This is a genomic window from Streptococcus halichoeri (genome assembly GCF_009870755.1).
Classification (GTDB): domain Bacteria; phylum Bacillota; class Bacilli; order Lactobacillales; family Streptococcaceae; genus Streptococcus; species Streptococcus halichoeri.
In genome coordinates this window covers 32567-59458 of the sequence record NZ_WLZU01000001.1, presented here as the reverse complement: position 1 = coordinate 59458, position 26892 = coordinate 32567, and the positions used below count along the sequence as shown (strand labels likewise).

Below are 26892 nucleotides of genomic sequence, written 5' to 3'. Positions count from 1 at the left end.
AAGTTATTTTAAGATTTAATAATACTTCTAAACAAATTTCAACAAGAGAGACTTAGCTAAACTTCTAGAACAAGCCTGGCAGGTGGTCTTTTCTTTATTCTAACCTAAATTACCAGTTTGCACTAGCAAGGAGTTCAAAAAAAGCAACCTGAACTTTCATTTCAGCCACGCCTTGTTTCCTGTTAAGTCAATTAAGCTTTGCAGCTTCAGCTGCCCACACTCGTATTCAACAAACATCTAGTCAATCACCTACTAGTAGGATTAGTACACACCACCACAACTAAGATGTTTACGAATACCTGTAAGCTCTTAGCTAAAATCAGCATAGCCATAAAATCGTAAAATAACTATCAAATAATAATCATAGAGTAACTTATAGACCTTGTAAAGGTCACATAAAAAGATAGTTAGCAAGAAAATCAACCATATTAACTCCTTAGAACAACTTCGTCTTAGCAAGGAAACCTATTTTGGATGAATAGCAAATTGCTATATGAAGAGCTTACCTCTTAACCCTTACGTGTCAAGTAAAGCCATTTACCTTTACAGGTATTAAACCAAATCAGCATTAGCGACAAAATAGCAATCCTATATTACCTCATCACGTTTAAAATAGCTAGCCGGCAACATCCAAATTACTGAAATAACATTGTCAACTAAGTTGACAAGCTTCTACAAAGCTTTCTAACTCCGTTAAAAGCAAAGCTAAACAAATTTTCCCCATTTTACACAACAAAAAGGTAAGCAAACCCAGAAGACAACGATTTAAGCCAAAGCAAAAAGCCCACTGTTGTAGGCTTTTCATTAGTGCAAATCTTATCTTAAAGCATTTTGTTGTAGAATTCAACGACAAGAGCTTCATTGATTTCTGGGTTGATTTCATCGCGCTCTGGGTAGCGTGTCAATGATCCTTCTAATTTTTCAGCGTCAAATGATACGAAAGCTGGGCGTCCAAGTGTTGCTTCAACAGCTTCTAGGATAGCAGGAACTTTCATTGATTTTTCACGAACTGAGATGACTTGACCTGCTTCAACGCGGTATGAAGGAATATCAACGCGTTTACCATCTACAAGGATGTGTCCATGGTTAACGAATTGACGTGCTTGACGACGAGTTGTTGCAAGACCTAAACGGTAAACTACATTGTCAAGGCGACGTTCTAAAAGAATCATGAAGTTGAAACCAAGGGTTCCTTCTTTAATTTTTGTAGCTTGTACGAACAAGTTACGGAATTGTTTTTCGCCTAAACCATATGAAAAACGTAGTTTTTGCTTTTCAGCAAGTTGCAAGCCGTATTCAGAAAGCTTGCTACGGTTGTTAGGACCGTGTTGACCAGGTACGTAGTTACGACGTGCCAATTCTTTACCTGTGCCTGTAAGTGACAAGCCAAGACGACGTGATTGTTTCCATGATGGACCAGTATAACGTGACATTATTAATGTCCTCCTCGAATATATATAGTGAGGAAATAACGATTTAAAAAATCCTGATTCGTGCAGGGGGCTTTCGCCTAAACAGCAAAGGTTACTAGAATAGTTAACCACCTGTTGACGAGCTTCATATTTTTCTGCTGTTATTTCACACAAAGGTCATTATAGCAAGTTTATCAACAAAAGTAAAGAAAAGTTATTAAAAAAGCTAATCTTTCAATTAGCTAATCAGCTTAGTCAAAATAGCGAATTAAGGTCTTTTCCGTGAGAATATCCGAATAAGTGTAAGATTCAACGTAAGCATTATTTACAGCACCAGGCTGATCAGATGCTTCATTATATTCAATAATAAATAATGACGGATACACCTCAATTAATCGACCAATTTTATTCTTTTCGCGTTTTCGGCCATTCTCAAGGGTGAGTTCCACTAATTGGCCTTCATGAGCCTTGATTTCCTCTTTTATTTTTTTCATTTTTGCTACATCAGCAAATGCATCACTCATAACACTTTTCTCCTTTATCTTTCCTCAAATTGGGCTATACTTGAAAATTTATTGTATTCTTTTTGGAACATCAATTTGACTGTCCCACGTGCACCAGAACGGTTTTTCTCAAGTATCACTTCAATAGTGTTATCTTCCATCGCATCGTCAGAGTCTTCTCCTTCTTTACGATAGTAATCATCACGGTATAAGAAGGCTACAATGTCCGCATCTTGCTCAATCGAACCAGATTCCCGAATATCTGATAAAACTGGACGCTTATCCTGGCGCTGCTCAACTCCACGTGACAACTGACTAAGGGCAATCACTGGAACTTTTAGTTCCTTAGCTAGAATTTTTAGTTGACGTGAAATATCTGACACTTCTTGTTGACGATTTTCAGGTCTAGTCCCGGTGATTAACTGTAAGTAGTCAATAACAATTAAGCCTAAGCCTTCTTCAACTTCCTGCGCCAATTTACGTGCTCTAGCTCGAATCTCAGTAATTTTAATCCCAGGAGTATCATCAATATAGATTGGAGCTTCTGCAAGGGCTCCTTGCGCTATGGTGACATTAGTCCAATCCTGATCGGTTAATTGACCTGTTCTTAGGCTGTGTGAGTCCACCAAGCCCTCAGCTGCAAGCATCCGATCAACCAAACTTTCTGCACCCATCTCCAAAGAAAAAATGGCGACTGCTTTTTTTTGCTTTGTTCCAACGTTTTGGGCAATATTCAATACAAAAGCTGTTTTCCCGACAGCTGGTCTTGCTGCAAGAATAATCAATTGATCAGGGTGTAAACCTGTTGTAATCTTATCCAAATCTCGAAAGCCAGTTGGTAAACCTGTCACATCTGAGGTTTGCTTAGAGCGCAGTTCCAGATTTTCATAATTGATTTTTAAAACATCTGCTATCTTTCGAAAACCACTCCGATTGCTATGCTCATTAATTTCTACCAATGCTTTTTCAGCACCAGCAATTATCTCATCTGAGGCGGTTGCACCTTCAAAAGCTTGGTTGACAGTCTCTGTCAACCTGGCAATAATATCACGCAGCATAGCCTTTTCAGCTACAATCTTAGCATAGTATTCTGCATTTGCACTTGTTGGCACACTATTGACAAGTTCAACAATGTAGGATAAGCCACCAATATTTTGTAAATCACCTTGATCATCAAGAATGGTTCGAACAGTGGTAGCATCAATAGCATCATTACGATCACTGAGAGTAATCATTGCCCGAAAAATGACTTTATGTGCATATTTGTAAAAATCATCTGGGCTAATAAATTCTCTAACCGTTATCAATTTATCAGGAGAAATAAAGATTGAACCTAAAACAGATTGCTCTGCTAATAAATCTTGGGGTTGAACGCGTAGTTCTGAAACTTCAGGCAACCTCAGCACCTCCACATCTTAACACATTTAAGCTTCTTTAATATTTAATTTGATTTCAGCAAGGACTTCTTTATGCAATTTAACAGGAACTTCAATTAGACCAATTGCTCGAATGGGATGGTCTAATTCAATGTGGCGTTTATCCACTTTTAAGCCATATTGTTTTAACAGCTCTTCTGAAATCTTTTTAGCTGTAATCGAACCAAAGGTGCGACCATCCGGTCCAACCTTCTCAGTAAATAAAACAACTGTTTTTTCATCAGCTAACTTTTCTTTAAGTGCTTTAGCTTCTGCTAGAATTTCAGCTTGTGCTTTAACTTCTGCCTTTTGCTTACCCTTTAATTCACCAATTGTTTGGCTAGTTGCTTCCTTTGCTAACTGCTTTTTCAATAGAAAATTTTGAGCATAGCCATTAGGAACTTCCTTAATTTCTCCTTTTTTACCTTTACCTTTTACATCTTGTAAGAAAATAACTTTCATTATTCCACCTCTTTAGTTTCTTTCATTGTAGTATCAATAGTGTCAATAAGTAATTGCTTGGCATCATCATAGGAAATGTCTTCCATTTGGCAAGCGGCTAAATTGAAATGGCCTCCGCCTCCCATTCGCTCCATAATCCTTTGCACGTTAATTTTACTTCTGCTACGTGCTGATACAATAATTCGGTTTGGGCTAGTTTTAACCATTGCAAAGCTTGCCTCAATACCTGCCATTTGCAACATGGTGTCAGCAGCCTTACTAGCAAAGACATTATTATAAAAGGTTTCTGGATTACCAGTTGCGACCATGATTGATTCATGATACTTTTCCCCTCTCAAAATAATCTCGTTAATTTGCTTATATTCTGTAAAATCTGTCGCAGAAATTTGTTGGATTTCTACACTATCACTTCCTCGATTTCGCAGATAGCTAGCGACATCAAAGGTACGACTCGTAACCCGCGTTGTAAAGTTTTTCGTATCTAACATGATCCCTGCCATCAAAATACTGGCTTGGACTTTACTAAGGCGTGCCTTCGCATTTTGAAACTGAATCAGTTCGGTTACCAATTCAGCTGCGCTACTAGCACCACTTTCGATAAAAGTGAGAATCGCATTTTCTGGAAAATCATCATCACGCCTGTGGTGATCAATGACAATAACATCTTTAAATAGGTCAAAAAAGGCTTGAGATAAGGTCAAAGAGACTTTTGAGTGGTCAACCATAATCAGTAGTGAACGTGAAGTAACCAGGCGCGTTGCTTGAGCCAAGCTAATCAAGCGTGTCTTACCATCGGCCTGCAAACGCTCTATCGCCCGTTCAATGTCAGAACCTAGTTCATCAGGATTGTATACAGCATAGCTATTTTCAATAATATTATGAGCAAAAAACTGCATTCCTACCGATGCCCCTAAGGCATCCATATCTAACTTACGGTGACCAACAATAAAAACATTGTCTACAGTCTTTATTTTATCAGCTATGGCCGTCATCATCGCGCGCGTCCTTGTTCTTGAACGTTTAACAGTTGATACTGATCCCCCACCAAAATAAATCGGATTTTTAGTATCGTCATTTTCTCGGATAACAATCTGATCACCCCCACGGACTAAGGCGATATTCAAATTTTCTAGGGCGACCTGACCGATTTGGTCATGGTTGTCATCACCATATGAAATCCCCATACTCAAGGTTAAGCGCAGCTTTTCTTCCTGAGCCTCTTTTCGAAAAACCTCAAGGATGGCAAATTTATTTTCCATGAGTTCAGATAAATTCGCATAATCTGTAAAGAAGTAAAACCGATCCATGTTGACACGGCGATAAAAAATATGGCGACTTTCCATGAATTCGGCAATAAAGCTAGCGACAAAGCTATTGATTTTTGAGACTTCTGTATCAGGTAGATTATCAGTAATGTCATCGTAATTATCAATAGAGATAATCCCAATAACCGGACGTAGCATATTAGCATCTGAGCTTTGACGACTGCCATGACTACAATCAAAAAAGTAGAACATGCCCGCAGACTCATCAACATACGAAGTATAGCGATTTCCTGAAACTTCAAAGGTCTGAGAAATATCACCCTTACGCTTTTCAGCAAGAATTTGCTGAATGCCTGCATCATCTAGGAAACCATCTTCTGTAGTAAAAATCAGCTCTGTATAGGGATTATACCATTCAACAGTATTCGTTTCTTGGTCAAATTGCACGATTCCAACAGGCATTTTTTCTAACAAGGCCTTAAGATTATTTTCTGTTTGCTCATTGAGCACTTCAATATGACCGAGATTTTCCAATTCATAGACTTCTTTTTGATACCACAATAGAGCCACTACAAAAAGCAAAACGAGAAAAATGGCTGATATAATAAGCTCTTTGGATTCAAGCAAACGAACGCTCAATGCCAATAAGCCAAATAAGATTAAGCCCATCATGACAAGATGGATTGTCCTAAACCGAAATTTTTTCATCATATATCCTCTTAAGCCCATATTATACCATAAAACAGCCCTGAGATACAGAACTGTTCCTTGTGATTATCTGGATTAAGTGATTAATCGATTTTGCGGCGAGCCTTTCCGTTACCTTCAATATAAACCATTAATATAGAAATATCAGCAGGATTAACCCCAGAAATACGGCTGGCTTGGCCAATTGTTTCAGGATTAATTTTTTTGAACTTTTGCCGAGCTTCAGTAGCAATCGAATCAATGGCATCCCAGTCAATAGTTTTTGGAATACGTTTTTCCTCCATGCGCTTCATCTTAGCTACCTGGTCAAGTGCCTTATTGATATAGCCTTCATATTTGATTTCTGTTTCCAGTAATTCAATGATTCTAGGACTTAGTTCTTCAGCTGCTGGACCAATAAAAGAAACCACTGTCTCATAATTGACACCCGGACGGCGCATGAATTCTTTGGCTGTCATAGCATCTGTTAGTGGCTTAAAGCCTAGAGCCTGCACCTTCTCATTGGTTTCCTTAATTGGTTTTAATTTGATACTCTCTAGGCGCTTTAGTTCATTAGTAAACTGATATTTTTTAATATTGAACTGCTGGTAGCGCACATCATCCACTAGTCCAACCTGACGTCCAATTTCTGTCAAGCGCATGTCTGCATTGTCATGCCGTAAAATCAGACGGTACTCAGCGCGGGACGTCAAAAGACGGTAGGGTTCCAATGTCCCTTTTGTCACCAAATCATCAATCATCACTCCAATATAAGCATCACTTCGCTTGAGAATAAGCTCTGGTTTACCTTGGACCTTTAGCGCAGCATTAATTCCCGCAATTAATCCTTGACCGGCTGCTTCTTCATAACCAGAAGTGCCATTTGTTTGACCTGCGGTAAATAGCCCAGCAATAACTTTGGTTTCAAGAGTTGCTCGCAATTGATGTGGCAAGACAATATCATATTCGATGGCATAGCCTGTTCGCATCATTTCTGCTTTTTCCAAGCCTTTGATGGAATGAATTAATTCTTTTTGGACATCCTCTGGAAGGCTAGTTGACAAGCCTTGCACATAAACTTCCTCCGTGTCCCAGCCCTCAGGTTCCAAAAATAGCTGATGCCTTGGTTTATCAGCAAACCGCACAATCTTATCTTCAATAGATGGACAGTAACGTGGACCAACGCCTTTGACAATCCCTGAGAACATTGGTGCACGGTAAAGATTTTTATTAATAATATCGTGACTAGTTTGATTCGTGTAGGTTAGCCAGCAAGGCACCTGGTCTTTTAGGTAATCCTCATCTTTGGATAAGAAAGAAAAATGGTTAGGTTTTGAATCACCTGGTTGAATCTCAGTTTCATCATAATTAATTGTTGAGGCTTTCACACGAGGGGGAGTTCCGGTTTTAAACCGTCCAATTTCTAAGCCAAGTTTTTTCAAATTATCAGCCAAGGTTACTGATGCCAAACTGTTATTAGGCCCAGAAGAATATTTAAGCTCTCCTAAAATAATCTCCCCACGCAGGGCTGTTCCTGTTGTCACTATCACAGCCTTAGCCGCAAATTTTTGTCCCGTTGCTGTTAAGACTCCAATAACCCGACCGTCTTCAACCAAAATATCATCAATCATAGCCTGTCTTAGGGTTAAGTTGTCCTGCTTTTCAACCGTATGCTTCATCTCCCGTGCATACAAAGCCTTATCAGCCTGCGCACGTAGGGCCCGAACAGCTGGCCCCTTACCCGTATTGAGCATTTTCATCTGGATATAGGTCTTATCAATGTTCTTACCCATTTCACCACCAAGAGCATCAATCTCTCGCACCACTATCCCTTTGGCAGAACCTCCAATTGAAGGATTACACGGCATAAAGGCCAGCATATCAAGGTTGATTGTTGCTAATAAGGTTTTACACCCCATACGGCTAGCCGCTAAGCTCGCTTCAACCCCAGCGTGACCTGCCCCGATGACAATAACGTCATAGCTTTCTGTAAATTCATGTGTCATTTTTTTCAAATCCTTTATTTAAGTCTATTAATTAAAGTAATCTTCTTTAGTTTAGTCTTCAATGTGAACAATATGACCTGACCATTTAGCCAGCTCAGTTTGTAAAAATTCAGGAACTAGCTTAATCTGATCTAGCCGATTAATTGGAATCCATTCACAAACCTGTTGCGTGGCATTCTCCATCATCTTGAGTTTAGGTTCTTCTAAAGGTCGTACGAAATAATGAAATTCAATATTATGCCAAAAAACATCGTTGATATAAAACCGATTTTCAACAATAAAAGCAAGTTGACCTACCTCAACTGGAATGTTAATTTCTTCCAACGTTTCACGTAAAACAGTCTCGCGTGTTTTTTCACCCACTAGGCTTGCACCACCAATCGTGTAATATTTGCCAGTTGCATCTCTGGTTAAAAAAATCTTATCATCTCTAACAATCAAAGCACTAGCTCTTAAACTGAAAGTTGTTTTGCCCTGAGTTGTTCTAAAATCTTGTTTCATTTTGTTTCCTCGCTACACAGACCAAACCATAAAAAGAGCCAAAACCCGAGAAGATTGCAGGACAAAAAACCTACAATTTTCATGAGCTTTGACCATCACTAATATTGTTGCTATCTATTTTACCAAAAGCTGGAAAGATGTCAAGAATCACAGTGTAAAGATGGCGTCAACTTATTTGACAACGGTGTAAAGATAGTGGCAACTGTGTCATAAGGTCATCTTAATTCCAGTCATTAACATTTCAATTCCGATTGTCATCAATATTAAGCCCATCATTCGTGTCATGACATTCATGGCATTAGAACCCAGTAGCTGTGTTATTTTCTTTGCACTAAGGAGGATCATGTACATCATCAGACATAGGAGAGCAAAAGCTAAAATAGTAATAAGCTTGGTTGAAGTATCATTTCCTACTAAACTAATTGCAGTAGCAATAGTGCCAGGCCCTGCTAGTAGTGGCATGGCTAAAGGTGAAATCGCAACATCCATGGGATCTTGCCTGCTTTCTTCTAAGTGTTTATTAGTAGGTGAATGCACACCATTAATCATTTTATAGCCAATAGCAGCAACTAAGATACCGCCCGAAATTTTTAAAGCACCCAAAGTAATCCCGAAAATGGTAAAAATAAAGTGACCTGTCAAAATAAAAAATACGACAATAATGAAGGCTGTCAACACTCCTTTACCAGCAATTTTACGTGAAATATTCTGATCATCATCAGCCACCAAAGCCATAAAAGCAGGTAAATTAGAAATAGGATTCATAATGGCAAAAAACGCCATAAAGGCTAGGAAAAATTTCGACAACATTCAACCTTCCTCTTATTCTTAGTCTGATTGCCCAGAAAGATTTAAATATACTGACAGGCTTGCCCATCTTGATAAGCCATGTCAATCAATCCACCGCCAAGGCATTCTTCTCCATCATAAAACACCACCGCCTGTCCAGGTGTAATAGCTCGCTGCTTTTCATCAAAGACAACCTCGGCCTGGTCACCCTTGACATGAACCGTTACCTTTGAATCAGGTTGACGGTAACGAAACTTGGCTGTACAGGTCATGGTAAATTCTTCAGGCATCTCCCGTGTAAAGTGAACAGTAGAGGCATCCAAGCTAGTTGACATCAATGACTCATGATAAAATCCTTGCCCAACATATAAAATGTTTTGACTAAGATCTTTGCCAACCACAAACCAAGGTTGATTATCACCGCCGTGTTGACCACCAATACCAAGCCCACCTCGCTGACCAATTGTATAATACATCAGCCCAGCATGCTGCCCCATATCACGTCCATCAACTGTAAGCATGCGTCCAGGCTGAGCAGGTAGATATTGACCAAGAAATTCTTTAAAATTCTTTTCACCAATAAAACAAATCCCTGTAGAATCTTTCTTTTTAGCAGTTGCTAATCCAGCTGCTTCAGCAATTTTACGTACCTCTGGTTTTTGCAAATGCCCCAGTGGAAAGAGTGTTTTTTGCAACTGTTCTTGTGATAACTGACTTAAAAAATAAGTCTGATCTTTTCCATTATCAGCTCCCCGAAGCATGTGCACCGTTCCATCAGAATCACGTACAGCTTGTGCATAGTGACCAGTAGCCACATAATCGGCACCCAAAGTCAATGCATAGTCTAAGAAAGCCTTAAATTTAATTTCTTTATTGCACATCACATCGGGATTTGGCGTTCGTCCAGCGCGGTATTCTGCCAAAAAATATTCAAAAACTCGGTCCCAGTACTCTTTTTCAAAATTTACGGAGTAATAGGGAATACCGATTTGATCTGCTACCGCAGCCACATCCTTGTAATCTTCCGTCGCGGTGCAGACACCAAATTCATCAGTATCGTCCCAGTTTTTCATAAATACACCGACAACATCATAGCCTTGTTCTTTTAATAGCAAGGCGGTAACGGAGGAGTCAACACCTCCACTCATGCCAACAACAACACGAGTATTTGCATTATCTGCCATAATTAGTCTCCCATCTTTTCGTTATAACGAACGATTTGAAGGTCGTCGTTAATCAAAAGTCGATTTGAAGGTCGATTTTGATGCGCCCTTTCAGCGCAGTCTATATTATAACAATTATATAGAAGGAAAGCCAATAATATCGCGATAAGAATAATTTTTTATTATAAGAATAATTTTTTATTTTAAATCACACTATTTTTAATCTTTTCTGTTATAATAAAGGTAGATAAAAAAAGATGGAGTTGCTTATGAAAACACAAAAATTTCAATCCGTTTTCGATATTATTGGCCCAGTAATGATCGGACCTTCCAGTAGTCATACAGCTGGCGCTGTAAGAATTGGCAAAGTTGTCAACTCAATCTTCGGAGAAATCCCTGAAGAAGTAACTTTCCACTTATATAACTCCTTTGCTAAAACCTACCGTGGACATGGGACTGATAAAGCACTAGTTGCCGGTATCATGGGAATGGATACTGATAATCCCGATATTAAAAACTCTCTTGAAATTGCTTCCAAAAAAGGCATCAAAATCTATTGGAATGTCATGAAAGAAAGCAACGCTCCCCATCCAAATACTGTCAAGATTTCTGTCAAAAAAGGGGATAAGAGCATGAGTATCACTGGAATCTCAATTGGTGGAGGTAATATTAACGTTACTGAACTAAATGGTTTCCCTGTCTCTTTATCAATGAACACCCCTACTATCATTACTGTTCACCAAGATATTCCTGGTATGATAGCTCAGGTAACTGAAATTCTTTCTGAGCATAATATCAATGTGGCACAAATGAATGTCACGCGCGAATCTGCTGGGCAAAAAGCAATTATGATTATCGAAGTTGACAGTCGTGATTGTCAAGAAGCTGTCAAGCAAATTGCTAAAATTCCCAACCTTCACAATGTCAATTTCTTCGGATAGAAAGGCTCGCCATGTTTTACACGATTAAAGAACTTGTTCAACAAGCCGACGACAATTACAACGGTAATGTCGCTGAATTAATGATTGCAACTGAAATAGAGTCAACGGGACGTAGCAAAGAAGAAATCATTTCTATTATGTCTCGTAATCTTGAAGTTATGAGAGAAGCAGTGGTTGATGGTTTAACACCTAGTAAGTCAATTAGTGGCTTAACAGGTGGCGATGCTCTTTTGATGGACAAATACATGGCAACTAAATCAACCTTGGCCGATTATACAGTGCTTTCTGCTGTACGCAATGCAATGGCTGTTAATGAACTCAATGCTAAAATGGGGCTTGTCTGTGCGACACCAACAGCAGGCAGTGCTGGTTGTTTACCAGCTGTCTTATCTATGGCAATCGAAAAGCTCAATCTTTCAGAAGAAAAGCAGTTAGAATTCTTGTTTACTGCTGGTGCCTTTGGCCTTGTTATTGGTAATAATGCTTCCATTTCTGGAGCAGAAGGTGGCTGTCAAGCTGAAGTGGGCTCAGCATCAGCTATGTGTGCAGCTGCGCTCGTTATGGCAGCTGGTGGAACAGCCTTTCAAGCCAGTCAGGCGATTGCCTTTGTTATCAAAAATATGTTGGGATTAATTTGTGATCCTGTAGCGGGACTTGTTGAAGTACCATGTGTAAAGCGTAATGCTCTAGGAGCAAGCTTTGCTATTGTAGCAGCTGATATGGCCTTAGCTGGTATCCGTTCTCAAATTCCAGTAGATGAAGTGGTTGACGCTATGTATCAAGTTGGCTCTGCTTTGCCATCTGCCTTTAGAGAAACTGCAGAAGGTGGCCTTGCTGCAACGCCAACAGGACGAAAACTACAAGCCCAAATCTTCGGAGAGTAGAGAAGAAGGATAAGAGGCACATGCATTGTTTGACTTAGATGGAACTCTAGCTCACTCAAGTAAAGGCGAAGGTATGAAAAATGCTTTTCAACAATCACAAATACCTAGCCCTGATTTAGCCACTTTAGCAACCATTAATGACACCCCTTTACCTGTAACCGATCATCTTATTTTCTCTTATAAGATGATTAGTTATATTAAATCTAGACGCATACAAAAAGTGGAGTAGAGCAGATGAATTTTCTCATCATGCTTTACTCCACTATTTTATAACCTAAGAATCAACGTTTTATTAAAATGCTCTGATTGCCTTACTTATGAAGACACTAGACAGGGAACACTTAGATAGAGTGTATAAGCCACCTCTTACAAGTAACCTAATAAGCCTATGTCAAGCCCAATCTCTATATAAAGCCATGACACAAGTTCTCCATTATGATATGGCACCTTCAGATGACAGTTTTAATAACCCCAAGCTGCTAGACCTTGAGCATTATAGGCCCTAATAGCTGAATTTACTTGATCTTGAACAGTTGCAGTTGACCCCCAGCCTGGCATTGTTTGGAAAAGTCCTGATGCCCCTGAAGCATTAGCTACATTGGGGTTACCATTAGACTCACGGGCAATGATGGCTTCCCAGGTTGCTTGTGAAACTCCTGTCGCAGAAGCCATCTGAGCTGCTGCTTGTCGACCCACAGCTCCTGCAGTATTCCCATTAGAAGCACTGACAATATGGCTTGTTTGAGCAACAGTATAAGCCTGTGCTTGTGGTTGGTCAGCTGTTGTTTGAACAGCAGCTACTTCTTGTAATGGGGCTTGAGTATCTTGTGCTTCTGCAGCGGCAGCTTGAGTTGCCGCTGGTGCAGCTGGCTTCGCCTCTGTTTTTACTTTTGCAGGCTCTTTGGGCACAGCTTTTTGACTTGCTTGCGTTTTTTTATTAGCAGAAGACTGCTTTGTTTTTGTACTTTTGACTGCTTTAGCATGAGATAAAGAGTCAGTGTTTACACTTTTACTGGAAAATGTAAATAAGATAGCAAGTATGCTCACTGCAATTGCAGCAACTCCAAAACTAATATAGCGTTTTTTAAACATTTCTTTCTTAAACATAAAATAATACCTCTTTTTTCTCCAGTGTCCATCATAACCTATGATTATTACTACGCGGTAGAGAATATATTAAAAATGTTACAAAGAGATGTAATTATAATAATAAAGACACTATATCTAGTTGTTTGAAGGTGATTTTAAGCAAAATAACACTATACCTAGTATTACCATCCCGACAATGGCTAAGCTATCTTGAAAATGCCATTGTAATAGACGATACTTACTTCGGCCTTCTCCCCCCTGATAACCACGTGCTTCCATTGCAATTGCTAAAGCATCAGCACGCTTAAAACTCGAAGCAAACAAGGGAATTAAAATCGGAATAATGGATTTAACCTTTTGAAAGAGACTGCCTTCTCCAAAGTCAACGCCTCTTGCTCTTTGTGCATTCATAATACGAGTAGTATCATCCATTAATGTAGGCACAAATCGTAAACTAAGAGACAGCATCAGCCCAATTTCATGTGCCGGAATTTTAATCACTGCTAAAGGTTTCAAGAGCGACTCTACAGCATCTGATAAACTCAAAGGTGTAGTGGTTAAGGTTAATAGAGTCGAAAAAAAGATAATTAAAACAAAACGCGTAAAAATCAATGCCGCCTGATTAAATCCATTTGAGGTGATATTTAGAATTCCCCAATGAAAGTAAGTGTGCCCCCCAGTAGCAAAAAACATTTGAAACAAGGTTGTAAAAAGAATAATTCCAATCATCGGTTTTAAACCTTTCAAAAAGAAAGACAGGCTTACCCTAGAAAGGAAGACCACAAGAAGTGTAAACACAAGCATAATAATATTGGTGATTAAGTTATTAGCCCAAAAAATGATTATAATATAGACAATCATAGCTAATAATTTACTTCTTGGATCTAAGCGATGAATAATCGAATCTCCAGGAATATATCTTCCTAGAATTAATTTATCCATGTTGCATTTCCTCTCTCAATTCTTCTAAGGTAACAGGTAACTGTTCTAGTTGCCATCCCCTTTTAACCAAACCTTCTGCAAACTTAGTCACTTTAGGAACCCCTAACTGTTTTGCTTCTAAAAAGGCAACATGTTGAAAAACCTGTTTTGGTGTTCCAGATAAGATGATGCGTCCTGTTTCTAATACGTAGACAAAATCAGCATAATTAGCTACATCATCCATTAAATGCGTTACTAAAACGATAGTCAAACCAGCTTGATGCAATTTTTTAAATAAGGTCATGAGCTCTAGACGTCCCTTTGGATCAAGTCCAGCTGTTGGCTCATCAAGTACCAATACTGAAGGCTGCATCGCAAGAATTCCAGCAATTGCCACACGGCGCATCTGACCACCAGATAACTCAAAGGGATTTTTAGTAAATAAATCCTCTGTAATCCCCACAATAGCTAATTTTTCACGGGCAATCTGCTCAGCTTCTTCTTGCGCAATACCAAAATTTTGTGGTCCAAATGCTACATCCTTTAAAACGGTTTCTTCAAATAATTGGCTTTCAGGAAATTGAAAAACTAGACCAACTTTTTTACGGATGGCTCTGATAGATTTGTGTTTTGTTTTAGATGTAATGACTTGATCATCAACCCTAATCTCTCCAGTGGACGGGACCAGTAAACCATTCAACAACTGCATAATCGTTGACTTACCAGATCCTGTATGGCCAATGAAAGCAGTATAGGAACCGTCTTGAATATCCAGAGAAATGTCAAAAAGGGCACGCCCTTCAAAAGGTGTACCAGCTTGATAAGTATAGTCTACATTTTGGAAATGAATTGCCATAATTGATTTTCTAATTCCTCTTCTGTAAGGTAGTGACCACTGATAGGATAACCTTCAGCTTGCAGCATGTTTACTACTGCATTAGTAAAAGGAACATCCAAGCCAAGCTCAATAAGTTCATTACCTCGTTCAAACAACTGGGCAGGGGTCGAACTTGATTCAATTTGACCTTTCTGCATAACAAGAACACGGTCACTTAACGCAACTTCATCTAAATCATGAGTAATCGAAATAACTGTCAAACCATAATCCTTACGAATCGCTTGAATGGTCTGAATCAGGTCTAAACGCCCTTTTGGATCAAGCATACTCGTGGCCTCATCTAAGATAATAATCTTTGGGCGCAAAGCAACTGCCCCAGCAATGGCAACACGTTGTTTTTGCCCTCCAGACAGTCGCGCCGGCTCACGAGAAGAAAAATGAGTCATTCCAACCAACCGCAAGGACTCTTGAACCCGTTCAACCATTTCTTGATGAGGGATCCCTTTATTTTCTAAACCAAAGGCAACATCATCTTCTACTGTCGCACCAACAAATTGATTATCTGGATTTTGAAAAACCATGCCTATTTTTTGTCGGATAGTCCACACATTATCTGCAGTTAGCTGTTCACCGTCAATAAAAATCCGACCGGATTCAGCTTCCAAGAGACCATTTAATAAACGCACAGTTGTGGATTTGCCAGAACCATTGTGACCAATAATAGATAGCCATTCACCTTGTTCCACGTGAAACGAAACATCCTTGAGAGTATAATCTGACTGCTCTTTATGGTATTTAAAAAAGACATTTTCCACTTCAATCATTGTTGCAACCATTATTTGAACGTATCCTTAAATAAGAAACGAGCACCCTTAAAGTAGTCATAGCCTGAATATATAGTAAAGAATAATGCAATATATAAGAGAATCGTTCCTACAAGAGTGAGATGACATAGTAAAAAGATAATAGAAAGCATCTGCGTGGCTGTTTTAATCTTTCCGGGCATAGCTGCCGCAAGCACCGTTCCACCAGTTTCCACAAGGAGGAGGCGCAGACCAGTCACCGCTAACTCTCGACAGACAATGATAGCTGCAATCCAGGCAGGAGCTAATCCTAATCCAACTAACATGATAAAAGCACTCATAACAAGCATTTTATCAGCAAGAGGATCCGCAAATTTACCAAAGTTACTAACCACTTGCCACTTGCGAGCCAGGTATCCATCTAGGTAATCTGTTATGCTGGCAACTGCAAAAAGAATAGCCGCAAATACATGCCAACCAACTGCATGCGTCAATGACGTTATCAGCAAAAAGAAGGGAATCAGCAGGATTCGCAAAATGGTCAATACATTTGGCAGATTTTCTTTTTTTGTCATAATTTGTCCTTTTTAATCTTCAAAAGTGAACGTAATATAATTGGTTGCAGTATTTGCTAGACCAGATAAATCAACTACTTGACCATCAACGGTGACTTCCATTCCTTGAGTAATTCCTAAGGTGAGAATAGATTGTTTGGTTTGCGCTGGAAGAACCGCACTATAAGACGGTGTCTCTTTGGTTAAGGTCATTCCGGTTTCAGCAATATCAGATGATGTCAAGGAAATCCAACTACTATCACCTTCTTTAAGCGTAACTGTGATTTCAGGTTGCTCTTTTGCACCTTTTACCGTCACACCTAGATTATCTTCTTGTGGGACAAGGACTAATTTGGGTTTATGATTTTTCGAAGAAGATAAACCTGTCGAATTATCCTTTAAATATCTGTCATCTGCCGTCTCTTGAACTGTTTTTTGAGCTTGAGGAGAAACATGTGATTTTCCAAATTGCTTCCACACAGCAAATAAGACCAAACTAAAGACTAGTAAAGTTAATAAACCTAGTAAAAGACCTGATAGAAAAGGTTTGGATTTTTTTTCTAAGACCTGTTGACGACTCAAACGTTCGTGATGAGATTTTTTGCGAGAGTGAGGCTTAGCTGCAAGAAATTCTGGTTCATTTGCCGTTTTATAGGGTTTATAAGGTTTTTTATGGGAATAGGATACTTTATAAGTATTTTTCGCATTTTGAAAATTACTATGTGATAAATCAGAATGTGGTAAATCAGGCTCTGAATAAGCATGTTGCTTGCTTAATTTTTCTTCTACAATTTCCGTCACACTGGGATGATCAGACACTTTTTTCATCCGTGTTTGCTGCATGTAACGTGCCTTTAGCAAATCATAATCCAGACCAACTTCTTGACCATAGACTCTTAAAAAATAATCAATATCATTGGTTGGAATAATTTTAAATTGGTTTAATTCCATGGCCAACAAATAGTGAGAGGAAATGCCTGTTTTCCTCTCAAGATCATCTAAAGTAATTTGTTTACTAACACGTGTTTCGCGTAGTAAGTCACCTAAACTATAATTTCTCATACTGGTACCTCTATGAAATTTTTACGTTATTACTATTATATCAAATTTCTACATTAAATTTACTTTTACTTTGGAAAAACAGTAAAATCAGAAGTTTCAGCATTTTTAAAAAAATGCTCACCCGCTGCTATCACATGCTTTAACGTTAAGGATTGCAGGACACTTGGCAAATCATAATAAGATTCATCCTCACTGAAATAAAGATTAAATTGGCTACCTAACTCTTCAATATTATCTAAACTTTGAATAAAATCTCCATAGAGTTCCTTTTTAACCAACTCTAAATGTTGCTCATTAACATCCTCAGCTCTTTGATAATGCTTAATTTTTTTTCTGATATTACTGGACATAGCTATCGGTTGATTAGAATCCAAAGTAATCATTAAAAAAATAAATTCTTGTTGAACTTCTATTTCAACAGTAAAAGAATCATCAATTTTTCCTTCTTCGTACCACGCCTGGTAGGTCTTAGAAGTCCATCCAAACAGCATATTTAATAATAACCGTAGTGCAAGTTTATAAGTCAAAAGAGAAATGTCGTCTCCTAACGGCTTTCCTCGGTAGCCAATAGCTAGCTTGGGAAATGAAACTTCCATACTGATAGAGCTGGTTGTAATTACTGGGTGGTAAGTTATTGATTCTCTTGTTATAGTTGCTCTTCTTTTTTTCTCAAATTGCTGTTCAAAACTTTCTAATTGGCTAAACAATTCAGATGGGTTAAGGTCACCTATGATAATCATGTTCATTTGAGAGGGCCTGTAAAACAAATGATAGTTTTCCAGCAGGAATTCTGGACTAATCTTTTCAATAGACGTTTTTGAACCAGCAATATCTTCTGCTAAACTGGTTTTGGGAAACAAATTTCCCAACATTCCACTGTAAAGCCTGAAGTCAGGATCGTCAAGGTACATGTCAATCTCCTGGGCAATTATTTTCTTTTCCCTATCTATTGAATCCTGGGTGAAGTGAGCAGTATTAACTAGTTTTAACAGGAGTAGTAAACTTTGATAAAAATCTCCGCTCGTTGACATTACAAAGCTTGTCTTATCAAAAGTTGTAAAGGCATTGACATCAGAACCTATTTCTGTAAACTTTAGTGTAAAATCTTTTCCATCTTCATCTTCAAATAACTTATGCTCCAAAAAATGCGCAATCCCTGTAGGATAGGACCGTCTCTTTCGGTAATAAGTAAATATATTGTCAAGCGAACCAAAGGCGACTGACAGTATCGCTAACTTTTCTGAGTAGGCCTTCTTAGGAATAAACTGCACTGTCATACCATTAGCCAACTTAGCGGAAATTATTTCTTCATTTATTATTGGAAAAAGGCGTTGTGTCAGCTTAACCATTTTATATTCCTTTCAAAAAGTAAATTGCTTGTAGCCTCATTTGTTTAGCCAGCAAAATTAAGTCTAATTTTTTTACCTTGTCAACCTTGTTAACCCATGTTGACAGAGCATAATCCTTGTCAATATAATCTCTGATATAGGAAATATCAATTAAATTTTTATAATAGTCATCTGTTTGAAGGGCTTCATTGATAATCATTCTTTTAGTCTTATTTAGCATATCAATAGAAAAACGTCCCAGCTTAATGTCATTTAATTCTTTGATAATGAGCTGAAGTGCCTTTGTTTTATCCTCTTTAGAAATGCCTACATAGATTTCAAACAAGCCTGTGAAACTATCAAAACGACACCCTAGGTGATAAGCCAAGCCCTCTTGCTCTCTTAGCCGACTAAATAACTTGGAGTGGGCAAAGGATCCTAATAAACCACTAAGCACAATCAGTGCATAATAATTTTCATCAGCAAAAGAAACAGGGTGATGGTAAGCAACTTCTAGAACTGACTGGTTAGCTGGCTTACTTTCAGTAACCTCTTGGACAACATTATGATAAGGCTGCTCATATTGGAATTGAAGACTTTTCTTTCGAGCTTCAAATGGATAAGTATGAAATAATTGGACAACTCTATAGTCATCAAATTCACCCACCAAGTAGATGTCAATCTGATCTTCCATTATCATTTTATGAAATTCTTGGTAGGCTGTAAAGGCAGTTTCCTTGTCAACTAAGTCAGCATCTGCTTCATTAGACACCTGTAAATCTAACTGGTGATAGAATAATTTTTTTAATGCTAAATGACTATAATAGAAAGAATCTTCATTATCTGCCTGCAAATAAGAGATTAAATTCTTCTTTTCTAACTCAAAGACCTTTGGTTGGTATTGGGCAACTTTTAATAAAGGAGAAAAGAGAACGCCTTTAATAAAGGTGATAACTTCTTCTAAGAGTGACTCTCTTTGTAACGTAAAAGCATCTCGAATAAAGATAACATCAATATCAACAATATGCGTCAAACCTTTACTTGAGACACTTGTTGACAAGGTTGCACCATATAAATGAGCTAAAGCTGCGCGAAACTGCTTTGCCGTTGGAAATACTTCATTTGCTGTTTCCAACATTTGAGCAACTAAAGCACGCTTAGCAACAGACTTTGCTGCCAATTCTCCAGAGAACCGGATAGTGAGATGATTAGTCTTAAATTTATCGGTTTTAAGCAGATGTAGGTTAACACCTTCAACAATTTCCATATTATTTCCTTGCATCAAACGGTATTTCCTTAAATTATACCATTTTTAGAGCTATTTATTTAGCTTTAGGTTTAGACTTTTACATTTAATCTCTCTCAAAAAGTTTCAAACCTGCTTTTTTATTTAATGACCTACCATATAAAATAAGAATCTAGCATATAACTGCAGCATCGATTACTTCTTTGTAAAAATGTAATTTACCTTCATTTATGCTATAATGACTTGAATTAGTTAGAGGAGAACACCATGCAATACAAATTATATTCTGAATACATAACCCTTCAAGCCCTCTTAAAAGAATTATCTCTTATCCCAAGTGGCGGTGCGATCAAAGGCTTTCTTGCCGAGCATGTAGTCTTGTTCAACAATGAGGTCGAAACAAGGCGCGGCAAAAAAATCCGTCTTGGTGATATGATTACATTACCTGAGCAAGACTTAACAATCACCATTATTGAGCCAACACCTGAAGAACAAGAACAACACCTTGTAGAGATAGAAGAAAAAAAGCGGGTTGCTCAAATGGTCAAAGAAATAAATCAACAGCAAAAGGGGAAAACGAAGAAAAATGCGCAGACGCCAGCTAAAACTAAACGCATGCGCTTTCCAGGAGTTAACTAATGTGGATTGAGCAATTAACCCTACATCATTATCGTAATTATCTTTCTTTAAATGCTGAGTTTTCTCCACATTTAAATGTTTTTATCGGAAATAACGCACAAGGGAAAACTAATTTTTTAGAGGCCATCTATTTTTTATCTTTAACGCGCAGCCATCGAACTAGAACCGATAAAGAACTAATCCATTTTTCTAAAAAAGAGGTCGAACTCTCCGGTAAAATTAATCGTCTAAGTGGTAGTATTACTCTAGAGATTCAACTCTCAGACAAAGGACGAATCACCAAAATCAACTCACTTAAACAGTCTAAGCTATCGGACTACGTTGGTAATATGATGGTTGTTTTGTTTGCACCAGAAGATTTACAATTGGTAAAGGGAGCACCTAGTCTTCGACGAAAGTTTATTGATATTGATTTGGGGCAAATAAAGCCTGTCTACCTTGCTGATCTTTCTCAATATAACCATGTTTTAAAGCAACGCAATAGCTACCTTAAGCATAATCAGATAATTGATAAGGACTTTTTGGCTGTTTTAGATGAACAACTTGCTTACTTTGGCAGTCGTGTCATCCAACAACGCCTTGATTTTATCACTGCTTTAGAAAAAGAAGCTAAAAAGCACCATTTATCCATTTCTAATCAACAAGAAGAATTAGCTATCCATTACCAGTCATCCTTTCCTCTAAATAAGAATGAAGAACTCCTCACACAGTTTATGAAGGCACTCGCAGCTAATCACAAACGAGATATGTTTCGACGTAATACTAGCCTTGGCCCCCACCGCGATGACTTAATTTTTTATATTAATGAGGTAGACGCCAACTACGCAAGTCAAGGCCAACACCGCAGTTTAATCCTTTCATTAAAACTAGCAGAAGTTGGCTTAATGAAAGCTTTAACCGGGGACAATCCTATTTTACTTCTTGATGATGTGATGAGTGAGTTAGACAATACCAGACAGACTAAGTTATTAGAGACTGTTATTAATGAGCATGTCCAGACATTTATCACCACAACTAGTCTTGAACACCTCTCACAATTGCCAACTGATATTAAAACGTTTACAATCGAAAAAGGTAGCATAAAAGCAGACTCCTAAAGTCTGCTTTTTATTGGCTTAACTAAGCTTTTACAATTCCTAACATAACTGCGCCAAGGACAAAACAGGCAATACCAATCCAGACCCAACGCATTTCTCGTTTTGACTTTTTCTCACCTAACAAAAAGATACTGCCGATAATAGAAATAATTGCTCCTACTTGTGAAAAACTAAATGCAATTGCTAAGCCGGCTTTTGAAGCAGCTAGTAGCATAAAGACATTTCCAATTCCCCACATGAGACCGACAACACTGTTTTTTATGACATAACGATCAAAACTAAGCTTGAAGGACATAAAATAAGCTGCACCAAGGACCATCCCAATAGCCATAGGAAATAATACTGCAAGAAGATCAAATTTCATGATGTTGTTAAATAACACAACATACATAACATAACCTATTGTTGAAATGGTTAAGGCTCTAAAACCTTTTGGATAATCGCGGTGCTGCGTATCCGATTGACCCGTGCTATCTTTTTTACTTGAAAAATAAAATCCAATCGCTAAGAGTATTAAAGCGGTGAAACCTAAAACATAGTGCCAAGTTTGGACCCATTCATGAAAAAAGAGCACTCCAATTAGGCTCCCTAAGACTAGCTGTGATCCACTTGATAATGGATTTGCGACTGAGACTCCCATGTATTGCATGGCTTTGAACTGGCCATTTTGCCCAATAGCCCATAAAATACCACCTAAAATACCAAATACCCATAAGTTCAGAGAGGTCTCTGGTTTTACAACGATAAAAACCATAAGGGCAAACCCTAAAGCCCCAAGGGTCATACCAAAGGTTTGTTGCGATGGCTTTCCACCAAAAATATTGCTCACTAAACCAATACTTCCCCAGGCAACCATTGGAACTAGAGCATATAAAATCCCTTCCATTTACACTCCTTTTACTGTCAATATAATTTACAAAACTGTAAACAACTAGTAAAGATAGCTTTATTTACAGCACTTGAACAATTATTATATCGTAAGCTGCCATTAATTTCAAGGAACTAAAAAAGACTAGCATCGATTCTTCGATTGCTTTTTCTTAGTCCACAAGAATTGCAGAGCAAAAAGTATGTAAGGCAAACCATAGCTCGGCAACTCTTACAAGGAGCTGCTTTTTCTTATCACTTAAACAACCTTCTTTTCATCCCTACTTCACGCAAACAAAAAAGAATAGTTAAAAATCAGCCAACTATTCTTTAGAGTAAATCACATTTCATTTATCATCATAGAGCAAAAAAACAAGTTATGCTTTATTGATAAAGGTGAGAAAATAAGCAACGCTTGCAACTAAGTCACGATTATATCTTACTTTATTTGACAGAGTAATTCGGTGCTTCATTGGTTATTTGAACATCATGTGGATGGCTTTCAATCAAGCCTGCACCTGACATTTCAATAAATTGAGCCGTGTCATGTAATGCTTTTAGATCGGCAGCTCCAACATAACCCATCCCAGAGCGAATACCACCTAGCATTTGAAAGACAATATCGGCTACTGCACCTTTATAGGCCACACGTCCTTCAATTCCTTCTGGAACAAGTTTGTTAGCTTCATTAACTGAACCTTGGAAGTAGCGATCACTTGAACCTTTTTTCATAGCTGCGATTGAACCCATTCCGCGATAGGTTTTGAATTTGCGGCCTTGGAAAATTTCTGTTTCACCCGGTGCTTCATCAGTACCTGCAAACATAGAACCAAGCATCACGGCATTACCACCAGCAGCAAGGGCTTTAACAATGTCACCAGAATACTTAATCCCACCATCAGCAATAATAGTTTTTCCATATTCACGCGCAACAGCTGCGGCATCATAAATAGCTGTTATTTGTGGAACACCTACACCAGCAACTACTCGAGTCGTACAAATAGATCCTGGGCCAATTCCCACCTTGACCACATCAACGCCGGCATCATATAAAGCGCGTGCCCCAGCGGCAGTTGCAATGTTACCAGCGATGAGTGTTTTCTTAGGGAAGTGCGCTCTAATCTCAGCAATTTTACGAAGGACACCGGCAGAATGACCATGTGCTGTATCAATGACAATAGCATCCGCCCCAGCCTCAAATAGGGCCTCTGCCCGATCAAAAGTATCAGAAGTAACCCCTACAGCAGCAGCAACTAATAAGCGGCCAAATTCATCCTTAGCAGCATTAGGGAATTCGATAACTTTTTCAATATCCTTAATTGTAATTAAACCAGATAATCGCCCGTTATCATCTACCAACGGTAATTTCTCAATACGATGCTCATGTAAGATGCGTTCTGCTGTTTCCAAATCAGTCCCTACTGGAGCAGTTACCAATTTTTCACTAGTCATGTGTTGAGAGATTGGAGAATTAAAATCAGAGATGAAACGCATATCACGATTGGTAATAATCCCTACTAATTTGCGATTTGCAAGGGAATCAACAATCGGCACCCCACTAATGCGATAACGTTGCATCAATTCTTCAGCTTCAGCTACTTGATGATCAGGAGTTAAAAAGAACGGATCAATAATGACCCCATTTTCTGAGCGCTTTACCTTACGAACTTCCTCGGCTTGTTCAGCTATGGACATATTTTTATGAATAATACCAAGCCCCCCAGCACGTGCTATTGCAATGGCCATCTTACTGTCTGTAACGGTATCCATCGCTGCTGTAATAATCGGGATGTTCAATGTTAAATTAGGAGCAAGTTTTGTTTTAAGATTCACTTCGTTTGGAAGAACATGGCTTTCAGCAGGAATTAGCAAGACATCATCAAAGGTATAGCCTTTTTTTACGAATTTATTATCCCAATTCGACATTCAATCATCCTCTTTTCTTTAGACATTATAGGTAAAAATACCCAGCTTATTTTTATTGTTACTATCATAACACGCTATTACCATTTGTCAATAACGGAAAATGACGACCAGAAAGCAAGCAAACTTTCCTGATTTTAAAAATAATTAATTCCCATAGCTGCTTTTACTTCTGAAAGGGTTTTTGCGGCAACGGCTTGCGCTGCTTGACTTCCTTGATCTAGTATATGAAAGACTTCTCCCATATCTTTAGCATAGTCTAAGCGGCGCTCACGAATAGGTGCTAATTCCCGTTCCAAAATATCCAAAAGGTAGCGTTTTGTTTTGACATCGCCAAGCCCACCTCTTTGATAATGTTCTTTCATTGCCTGCACCTCTGCCAAATCTTCCTTGCGGGCAAATATATCCAGATAGTGAAAAACCATATTTCCTTCAATCTGACCGGGATCTTCCACCTTAATATGATTAGGATCTGTATACATACTCATAACTTTTTTGCGAACAGTATCCATATCATCAGAAAGGTAAATACCATTGCCTAATGACTTCGACATTTTAGCATTGCCATCTAGCCCTGGTAAACGACCAGCTCCTGCACTACTTGGGTAAATCCCTTCTGGTTCCACTAAGCAAGTTGTTTTATAGGTATGATTGAAACTACGAACAATTTCACGTGTTTGTTCAATCATTGGTTTTTGATCATTACCTACTGGTACTAAGTTTGCTTTAAAAGCAGTAATATCAGCGGCCTGTGAAATGGGATATACCAAAAAGCCTGTTGGGATACTCTCTCCAAAACCTTTTTGAGCAATTTCTGACTTAACAGTTGGATTGCGTTCTAAGCGAGCCAAAGAGACCAAATTCATATAGTACATCGTTAATTCAGCTAACTCCGGAATTTGACTTTGAATGAAAAGGGTTGATTTTTTAGGATCCAAGCCAACTGATAAATAATCCAAAGCCACATTGCCAATAGATTCTTTAATTATTTCAGAATCCTTTGCATGATCTGTTAATGCCTGTTGGTCTGCTAGAAAAACAAACAATTGATATTTGTCTTCATTTTGCAATCGTACTCGATTTTTCAGACTGCCAACGTAATGACCTAAATGCAGTTTTCCCGTTGGGCGATCGCCTGTTAAAATAATTGGTTTTGTCATTATTACCTCCTTAAACTATTAAAAAATCCCTCACGTCAAAAAACGCGAGGGCGTCTAATCTTGTTAGCGCGGTACCACCTCAATTAATTCCTCCTAATTAGGAATTATCTCATTCTTCTCTATAACCAAAGAAGCTGCACGATAAGGAGTGCTAATCCTGAGAGTTATGGTTTGCTCTCAATCATACCATTAGTCCAATTCATCCTGAGGCATACTAGTTTGCAGCAACCACTAGCTCTCTATAAAGCTCTTCAAGACTACTCTCTAATTAAGCTTCATTTTATGAAAATTTGAAACCTTTGTCAATAACTTTTCATTTTTTTCAGAGATTTTACTTGACTGATGTCCTGTCTTTAAGAGATAATAAGTCTCTACAATTTCAACATAATCTAAAATAAAGAAAAGGAGTTGATGACATGCAAAAAAGGGTCATGGATTTTTTTTATGTTACCATTGGAACTTTAATTACCGCTGTGGGTTTTAATACGATGTTTGTTCATAATAACATTGCCTCAGGTGGAATGGTTGGTATTTCTGTTATTATAAAAGAATTATTTGGCATCAGTCCATCACTCTTTTTAATGCTTAGCAATATTCCATTATTATTGCTTTGTTACTTTTTTCTAGGTAAGCAGACTTTTTTAAAAACCTTGTATGGTTCGTGGATTTATCCCTTTGCTATTAAGTTAACCAACTTTCTCCCCACAATAACGACTAATCAATTACTAGCTGCTATTTTTGGCGGCATTATTGTTGGTTTAGGCCTTGGCTTAGTTTTTTGGGGAAATTCCTCAACCGGCGGAACAGGGATTTTGACCCAAATCTTACACAAATACTCACCACTATCGCTTGGAGTAGCCATGACAATTGTTGATGGTATCAGTGTATTACTAGGCTTTATTGCTCTATCACCTGATGATGTTATGTATTCAACTATAGGTTTACTGGTGATTGGCTATGTTATTAATGCCATGGAAACTGGTTTTGTTTCTTCTAAAAATGTTATGATTATTTCAGAACACTATCAACCAATTAAAGACCATATCACCCAAGTTATGGATCGTGGCGTTACCAAAATCCCTATTCGAGGTGGTTACACAGTTACTGACAAGGTCATGTTAATGGCCATTGTTACCACCTATGAGCTACCTGCTCTTCAAGATAAAATCCTAGAGATTGATGATACCGCATTTATGGTCGTTATGCCCGCAGCACAAGTTATGGGACGCGGCTTTAGCCTTACCAAACATTACAAAATGGAAGATCAAGATGTCTTACTTCCAATGTAGACTGATAACTCCCCCTTACAATTGAAAAAAGGGGCTTTTTTAGGTACA

General features: G+C 38.3%; 26 protein-coding genes and 1 other annotated feature. Of the genes, 6 read left to right on the top strand and 20 right to left on the bottom strand.

Features of this window, described 5'->3' with window-relative positions:
• Positions 1-821: 821 nt before the first annotated feature.
• The 9 genes from rpsD to mnmA all read right to left on the bottom strand — a co-directional run bounded on the left by rpsD (position 822) and on the right by mnmA (position 10224).
• Entirely contained in the window at positions 822-1433 is a 612-nt protein-coding gene (rpsD, locus tag GWD08_RS00275; protein ID WP_159546073.1) for a 30S ribosomal protein S4, read from the bottom strand.
• Between the two features lie 230 nt (positions 1434-1663).
• Positions 1664-1936 (bottom strand): Veg family protein, encoded by a 273-nt coding sequence (locus GWD08_RS00270; RefSeq protein WP_159546075.1) that lies wholly within the window; start codon positions 1934-1936, stop codon positions 1664-1666.
• A 14-nt stretch (positions 1937-1950) separates the two neighbouring features.
• Entirely contained in the window at positions 1951-3327 is a 1377-nt protein-coding gene (gene dnaB, locus GWD08_RS00265) for a replicative DNA helicase (RefSeq protein ID WP_201448002.1), read from the bottom strand.
• 12 nt (positions 3328-3339) lie between these two features.
• Positions 3340-3792 carry a 50S ribosomal protein L9 gene (gene rplI / locus GWD08_RS00260; RefSeq protein ID WP_159546077.1) on the bottom strand — a complete coding sequence of 151 codons (453 nt, stop codon included), beginning with the start codon at positions 3790-3792 and terminating at the stop codon, positions 3340-3342.
• Positions 3792-5765, bottom strand: coding sequence for a DHH family phosphoesterase (locus GWD08_RS00255; protein ID WP_159563913.1), 1974 nt, complete (start codon positions 5763-5765; stop codon positions 3792-3794). The genes rplI and GWD08_RS00255 overlap by 1 nt, the downstream gene beginning before the upstream one ends.
• Positions 5766-5848: 83 nt before the next feature.
• The gene (mnmG, locus tag GWD08_RS00250) at positions 5849-7750 is read right to left on the bottom strand and encodes a tRNA uridine-5-carboxymethylaminomethyl(34) synthesis enzyme MnmG (protein ID WP_159563864.1); all 1902 of its coding nucleotides are present in this window, start codon (positions 7748-7750) and stop codon (positions 5849-5851) included.
• Between the two features lie 51 nt (positions 7751-7801).
• On the bottom strand, positions 7802-8251 hold the full coding sequence (locus tag GWD08_RS00245; RefSeq protein WP_159563863.1) for an NUDIX hydrolase: 450 nt from the start codon (positions 8249-8251) through the stop codon (positions 7802-7804).
• 207 nt (positions 8252-8458) lie between these two features.
• The gene (locus GWD08_RS00240) at positions 8459-9061 is read right to left on the bottom strand and encodes a MarC family protein (RefSeq protein ID WP_159546080.1); all 603 of its coding nucleotides are present in this window, start codon (positions 9059-9061) and stop codon (positions 8459-8461) included.
• A 41-nt stretch (positions 9062-9102) separates the two neighbouring features.
• Entirely contained in the window at positions 9103-10224 is a 1122-nt protein-coding gene (mnmA, locus tag GWD08_RS00235; protein WP_159548284.1) for a tRNA 2-thiouridine(34) synthase MnmA, read from the bottom strand.
• A 248-nt stretch (positions 10225-10472) separates the two neighbouring features.
• On the opposite strand from mnmA, the gene sdaAB reads away from it, so the two are divergent.
• From sdaAB to GWD08_RS00220, 3 genes are read left to right on the top strand one after another with little or no spacing between them, the layout of a single operon-like run.
• Positions 10473-11144 (top strand): L-serine ammonia-lyase, iron-sulfur-dependent subunit beta, encoded by a 672-nt coding sequence (gene sdaAB, locus GWD08_RS00230; RefSeq protein ID WP_159546084.1) that lies wholly within the window; start codon positions 10473-10475, stop codon positions 11142-11144.
• An 11-nt stretch (positions 11145-11155) separates the two neighbouring features.
• Positions 11156-12028, top strand: a complete 873-nt coding sequence (gene sdaAA / locus GWD08_RS00225) for an L-serine ammonia-lyase, iron-sulfur-dependent, subunit alpha (RefSeq protein ID WP_159546086.1) — start codon at positions 11156-11158, stop codon at positions 12026-12028.
• A gap of 25 nt (positions 12029-12053) precedes the next feature.
• Positions 12054-12257 (top strand): hypothetical protein, encoded by a 204-nt coding sequence (locus GWD08_RS00220; RefSeq protein WP_159548282.1) that lies wholly within the window; start codon positions 12054-12056, stop codon positions 12255-12257.
• 233 nt (positions 12258-12490) lie between these two features.
• On the opposite strand, the gene GWD08_RS00215 is transcribed toward GWD08_RS00220, so the two are convergent.
• The 8 genes from GWD08_RS00215 to yfmF all read right to left on the bottom strand — a co-directional run bounded on the left by GWD08_RS00215 (position 12491) and on the right by yfmF (position 19890).
• On the bottom strand, positions 12491-13135 hold the full coding sequence (locus tag GWD08_RS00215) for a transglycosylase SLT domain-containing protein (protein ID WP_159545456.1): 645 nt from the start codon (positions 13133-13135) through the stop codon (positions 12491-12493).
• Between the two features lie 117 nt (positions 13136-13252).
• The gene (locus GWD08_RS00210) at positions 13253-14059 is read right to left on the bottom strand and encodes an energy-coupling factor transporter transmembrane component T family protein (RefSeq protein ID WP_159545458.1); all 807 of its coding nucleotides are present in this window, start codon (positions 14057-14059) and stop codon (positions 13253-13255) included.
• Positions 14052-14894 (bottom strand): energy-coupling factor ABC transporter ATP-binding protein, encoded by an 843-nt coding sequence (locus tag GWD08_RS00205; RefSeq protein WP_159563862.1) that lies wholly within the window; start codon positions 14892-14894, stop codon positions 14052-14054. The genes GWD08_RS00210 and GWD08_RS00205 overlap by 8 nt, the downstream gene beginning before the upstream one ends.
• Complete coding sequence (locus tag GWD08_RS00200; RefSeq protein WP_159545462.1) at positions 14870-15712, bottom strand: energy-coupling factor ABC transporter ATP-binding protein; 843 nt, start codon at positions 15710-15712, stop codon at positions 14870-14872. The genes GWD08_RS00205 and GWD08_RS00200 overlap by 25 nt, the downstream gene beginning before the upstream one ends.
• Positions 15712-16254, bottom strand: coding sequence for a CDP-diacylglycerol--glycerol-3-phosphate 3-phosphatidyltransferase (gene pgsA / locus GWD08_RS00195; RefSeq protein ID WP_159545464.1), 543 nt, complete (start codon positions 16252-16254; stop codon positions 15712-15714). Before pgsA ends, GWD08_RS00200 begins: the two co-directional genes overlap by 1 nt.
• Before the next feature lie 12 nt (positions 16255-16266).
• The gene (locus GWD08_RS00190; RefSeq protein ID WP_159563861.1) at positions 16267-17295 is read right to left on the bottom strand and encodes a helix-turn-helix domain-containing protein; all 1029 of its coding nucleotides are present in this window, start codon (positions 17293-17295) and stop codon (positions 16267-16269) included.
• A gap of 65 nt (positions 17296-17360) precedes the next feature.
• Entirely contained in the window at positions 17361-18644 is a 1284-nt protein-coding gene (gene yfmH, locus GWD08_RS00185; RefSeq protein WP_159563860.1) for an EF-P 5-aminopentanol modification-associated protein YfmH, read from the bottom strand.
• A gap of 1 nt (position 18645) precedes the next feature.
• Positions 18646-19890 carry an EF-P 5-aminopentanol modification-associated protein YfmF gene (gene yfmF / locus GWD08_RS00180; RefSeq protein WP_159545470.1) on the bottom strand — a complete coding sequence of 415 codons (1245 nt, stop codon included), beginning with the start codon at positions 19888-19890 and terminating at the stop codon, positions 18646-18648.
• A 246-nt stretch (positions 19891-20136) separates the two neighbouring features.
• Between yfmF and yaaA the strand changes: the two genes are divergently transcribed.
• The gene (gene yaaA / locus GWD08_RS00175; RefSeq protein WP_159563859.1) at positions 20137-20508 is read left to right on the top strand and encodes a S4 domain-containing protein YaaA; all 372 of its coding nucleotides are present in this window, start codon (positions 20137-20139) and stop codon (positions 20506-20508) included.
• Positions 20508-21605, top strand: a complete 1098-nt coding sequence (recF, locus tag GWD08_RS00170; protein WP_159560128.1) for a DNA replication/repair protein RecF — start codon at positions 20508-20510, stop codon at positions 21603-21605. Before yaaA ends, recF begins: the two co-directional genes overlap by 1 nt.
• Before the next feature lie 22 nt (positions 21606-21627).
• Here the strand turns inward: recF and GWD08_RS00165 are convergent, their stop codons facing one another.
• From GWD08_RS00165 to trpS, 3 genes are all read right to left on the bottom strand, one after another.
• Positions 21628-22491: a GRP family sugar transporter gene (locus tag GWD08_RS00165; RefSeq protein ID WP_159563858.1), complete on the bottom strand. Its 864-nt coding sequence runs from the start codon at positions 22489-22491 to the stop codon at positions 21628-21630.
• A 425-nt stretch (positions 22492-22916) separates the two neighbouring features.
• Complete coding sequence (gene guaB / locus GWD08_RS00160) at positions 22917-24398, bottom strand: IMP dehydrogenase (RefSeq protein ID WP_159545479.1); 1482 nt, start codon at positions 24396-24398, stop codon at positions 22917-22919.
• 134 nt (positions 24399-24532) lie between these two features.
• The gene (gene trpS / locus GWD08_RS00155) at positions 24533-25555 is read right to left on the bottom strand and encodes a tryptophan--tRNA ligase (protein ID WP_159563857.1); all 1023 of its coding nucleotides are present in this window, start codon (positions 25553-25555) and stop codon (positions 24533-24535) included.
• A gap of 43 nt (positions 25556-25598) precedes the next feature.
• Positions 25599-25837, bottom strand: a binding site (T-box leader).
• A 134-nt stretch (positions 25838-25971) separates the two neighbouring features.
• On the opposite strand from trpS, the gene GWD08_RS00150 reads away from it, so the two are divergent.
• Positions 25972-26844, top strand: a complete 873-nt coding sequence (locus tag GWD08_RS00150; protein WP_159545483.1) for a YitT family protein — start codon at positions 25972-25974, stop codon at positions 26842-26844.
• Positions 26845-26892: the final 48 nt, after the last annotated feature.

Bases quoted from the DNA above. Each gene is read 5' to 3' on its own strand.
- GWD08_RS00200 (WP_159545462.1), bottom strand. From the start codon at position 15,712: ATGGTTGCAACAATGATTGAAGTGGAAAATGTCTTTTTTAAATACCAT.
- yfmH (WP_159563860.1), bottom strand. From the start codon at position 18,644: ATGGTTAAGCTGACACAACGCCTTTTTCCAATAATAAATGAAGAAATA.
- GWD08_RS00165 (WP_159563858.1), bottom strand. From the start codon at position 22,491: ATGGAAGGGATTTTATATGCTCTAGTTCCAATGGTTGCCTGGGGAAGT.
- yaaA (WP_159563859.1), top strand. From the start codon at position 20,137: ATGCAATACAAATTATATTCTGAATACATAACCCTTCAAGCCCTCTTA.
- GWD08_RS00255 (WP_159563913.1), bottom strand. From the start codon at position 5,765: ATGAAAAAATTTCGGTTTAGGACAATCCATCTTGTCATGATGGGCTTA.
- recF (WP_159560128.1), top strand. From the start codon at position 20,508: ATGTGGATTGAGCAATTAACCCTACATCATTATCGTAATTATCTTTCT.
- GWD08_RS00245 (WP_159563863.1), bottom strand. From the start codon at position 8,251: ATGAAACAAGATTTTAGAACAACTCAGGGCAAAACAACTTTCAGTTTA.
- GWD08_RS00190 (WP_159563861.1), bottom strand. From the start codon at position 17,295: ATGAGAAATTATAGTTTAGGTGACTTACTACGCGAAACACGTGTTAGT.
- guaB (WP_159545479.1), bottom strand. From the start codon at position 24,398: ATGTCGAATTGGGATAATAAATTCGTAAAAAAAGGCTATACCTTTGAT.
- GWD08_RS00270 (WP_159546075.1), bottom strand. From the start codon at position 1,936: ATGAGTGATGCATTTGCTGATGTAGCAAAAATGAAAAAAATAAAAGAG.
- GWD08_RS00150 (WP_159545483.1), top strand. From the start codon at position 25,972: ATGCAAAAAAGGGTCATGGATTTTTTTTATGTTACCATTGGAACTTTA.
- sdaAB (WP_159546084.1), top strand. From the start codon at position 10,473: ATGAAAACACAAAAATTTCAATCCGTTTTCGATATTATTGGCCCAGTA.
- rpsD (WP_159546073.1), bottom strand. From the start codon at position 1,433: ATGTCACGTTATACTGGTCCATCATGGAAACAATCACGTCGTCTTGGC.
- GWD08_RS00240 (WP_159546080.1), bottom strand. From the start codon at position 9,061: ATGTTGTCGAAATTTTTCCTAGCCTTTATGGCGTTTTTTGCCATTATG.
- GWD08_RS00215 (WP_159545456.1), bottom strand. From the start codon at position 13,135: ATGTTTAAGAAAGAAATGTTTAAAAAACGCTATATTAGTTTTGGAGTT.
- mnmA (WP_159548284.1), bottom strand. From the start codon at position 10,224: ATGGCAGATAATGCAAATACTCGTGTTGTTGTTGGCATGAGTGGAGGT.
- mnmG (WP_159563864.1), bottom strand. From the start codon at position 7,750: ATGACACATGAATTTACAGAAAGCTATGACGTTATTGTCATCGGGGCA.
- GWD08_RS00210 (WP_159545458.1), bottom strand. From the start codon at position 14,059: ATGGATAAATTAATTCTAGGAAGATATATTCCTGGAGATTCGATTATT.
- sdaAA (WP_159546086.1), top strand. From the start codon at position 11,156: ATGTTTTACACGATTAAAGAACTTGTTCAACAAGCCGACGACAATTAC.
- GWD08_RS00205 (WP_159563862.1), bottom strand. From the start codon at position 14,894: ATGGCAATTCATTTCCAAAATGTAGACTATACTTATCAAGCTGGTACA.
- rplI (WP_159546077.1), bottom strand. From the start codon at position 3,792: ATGAAAGTTATTTTCTTACAAGATGTAAAAGGTAAAGGTAAAAAAGGA.
- yfmF (WP_159545470.1), bottom strand. From the start codon at position 19,890: ATGGAAATTGTTGAAGGTGTTAACCTACATCTGCTTAAAACCGATAAA.
- pgsA (WP_159545464.1), bottom strand. From the start codon at position 16,254: ATGACAAAAAAAGAAAATCTGCCAAATGTATTGACCATTTTGCGAATC.
- trpS (WP_159563857.1), bottom strand. From the start codon at position 25,555: ATGACAAAACCAATTATTTTAACAGGCGATCGCCCAACGGGAAAACTG.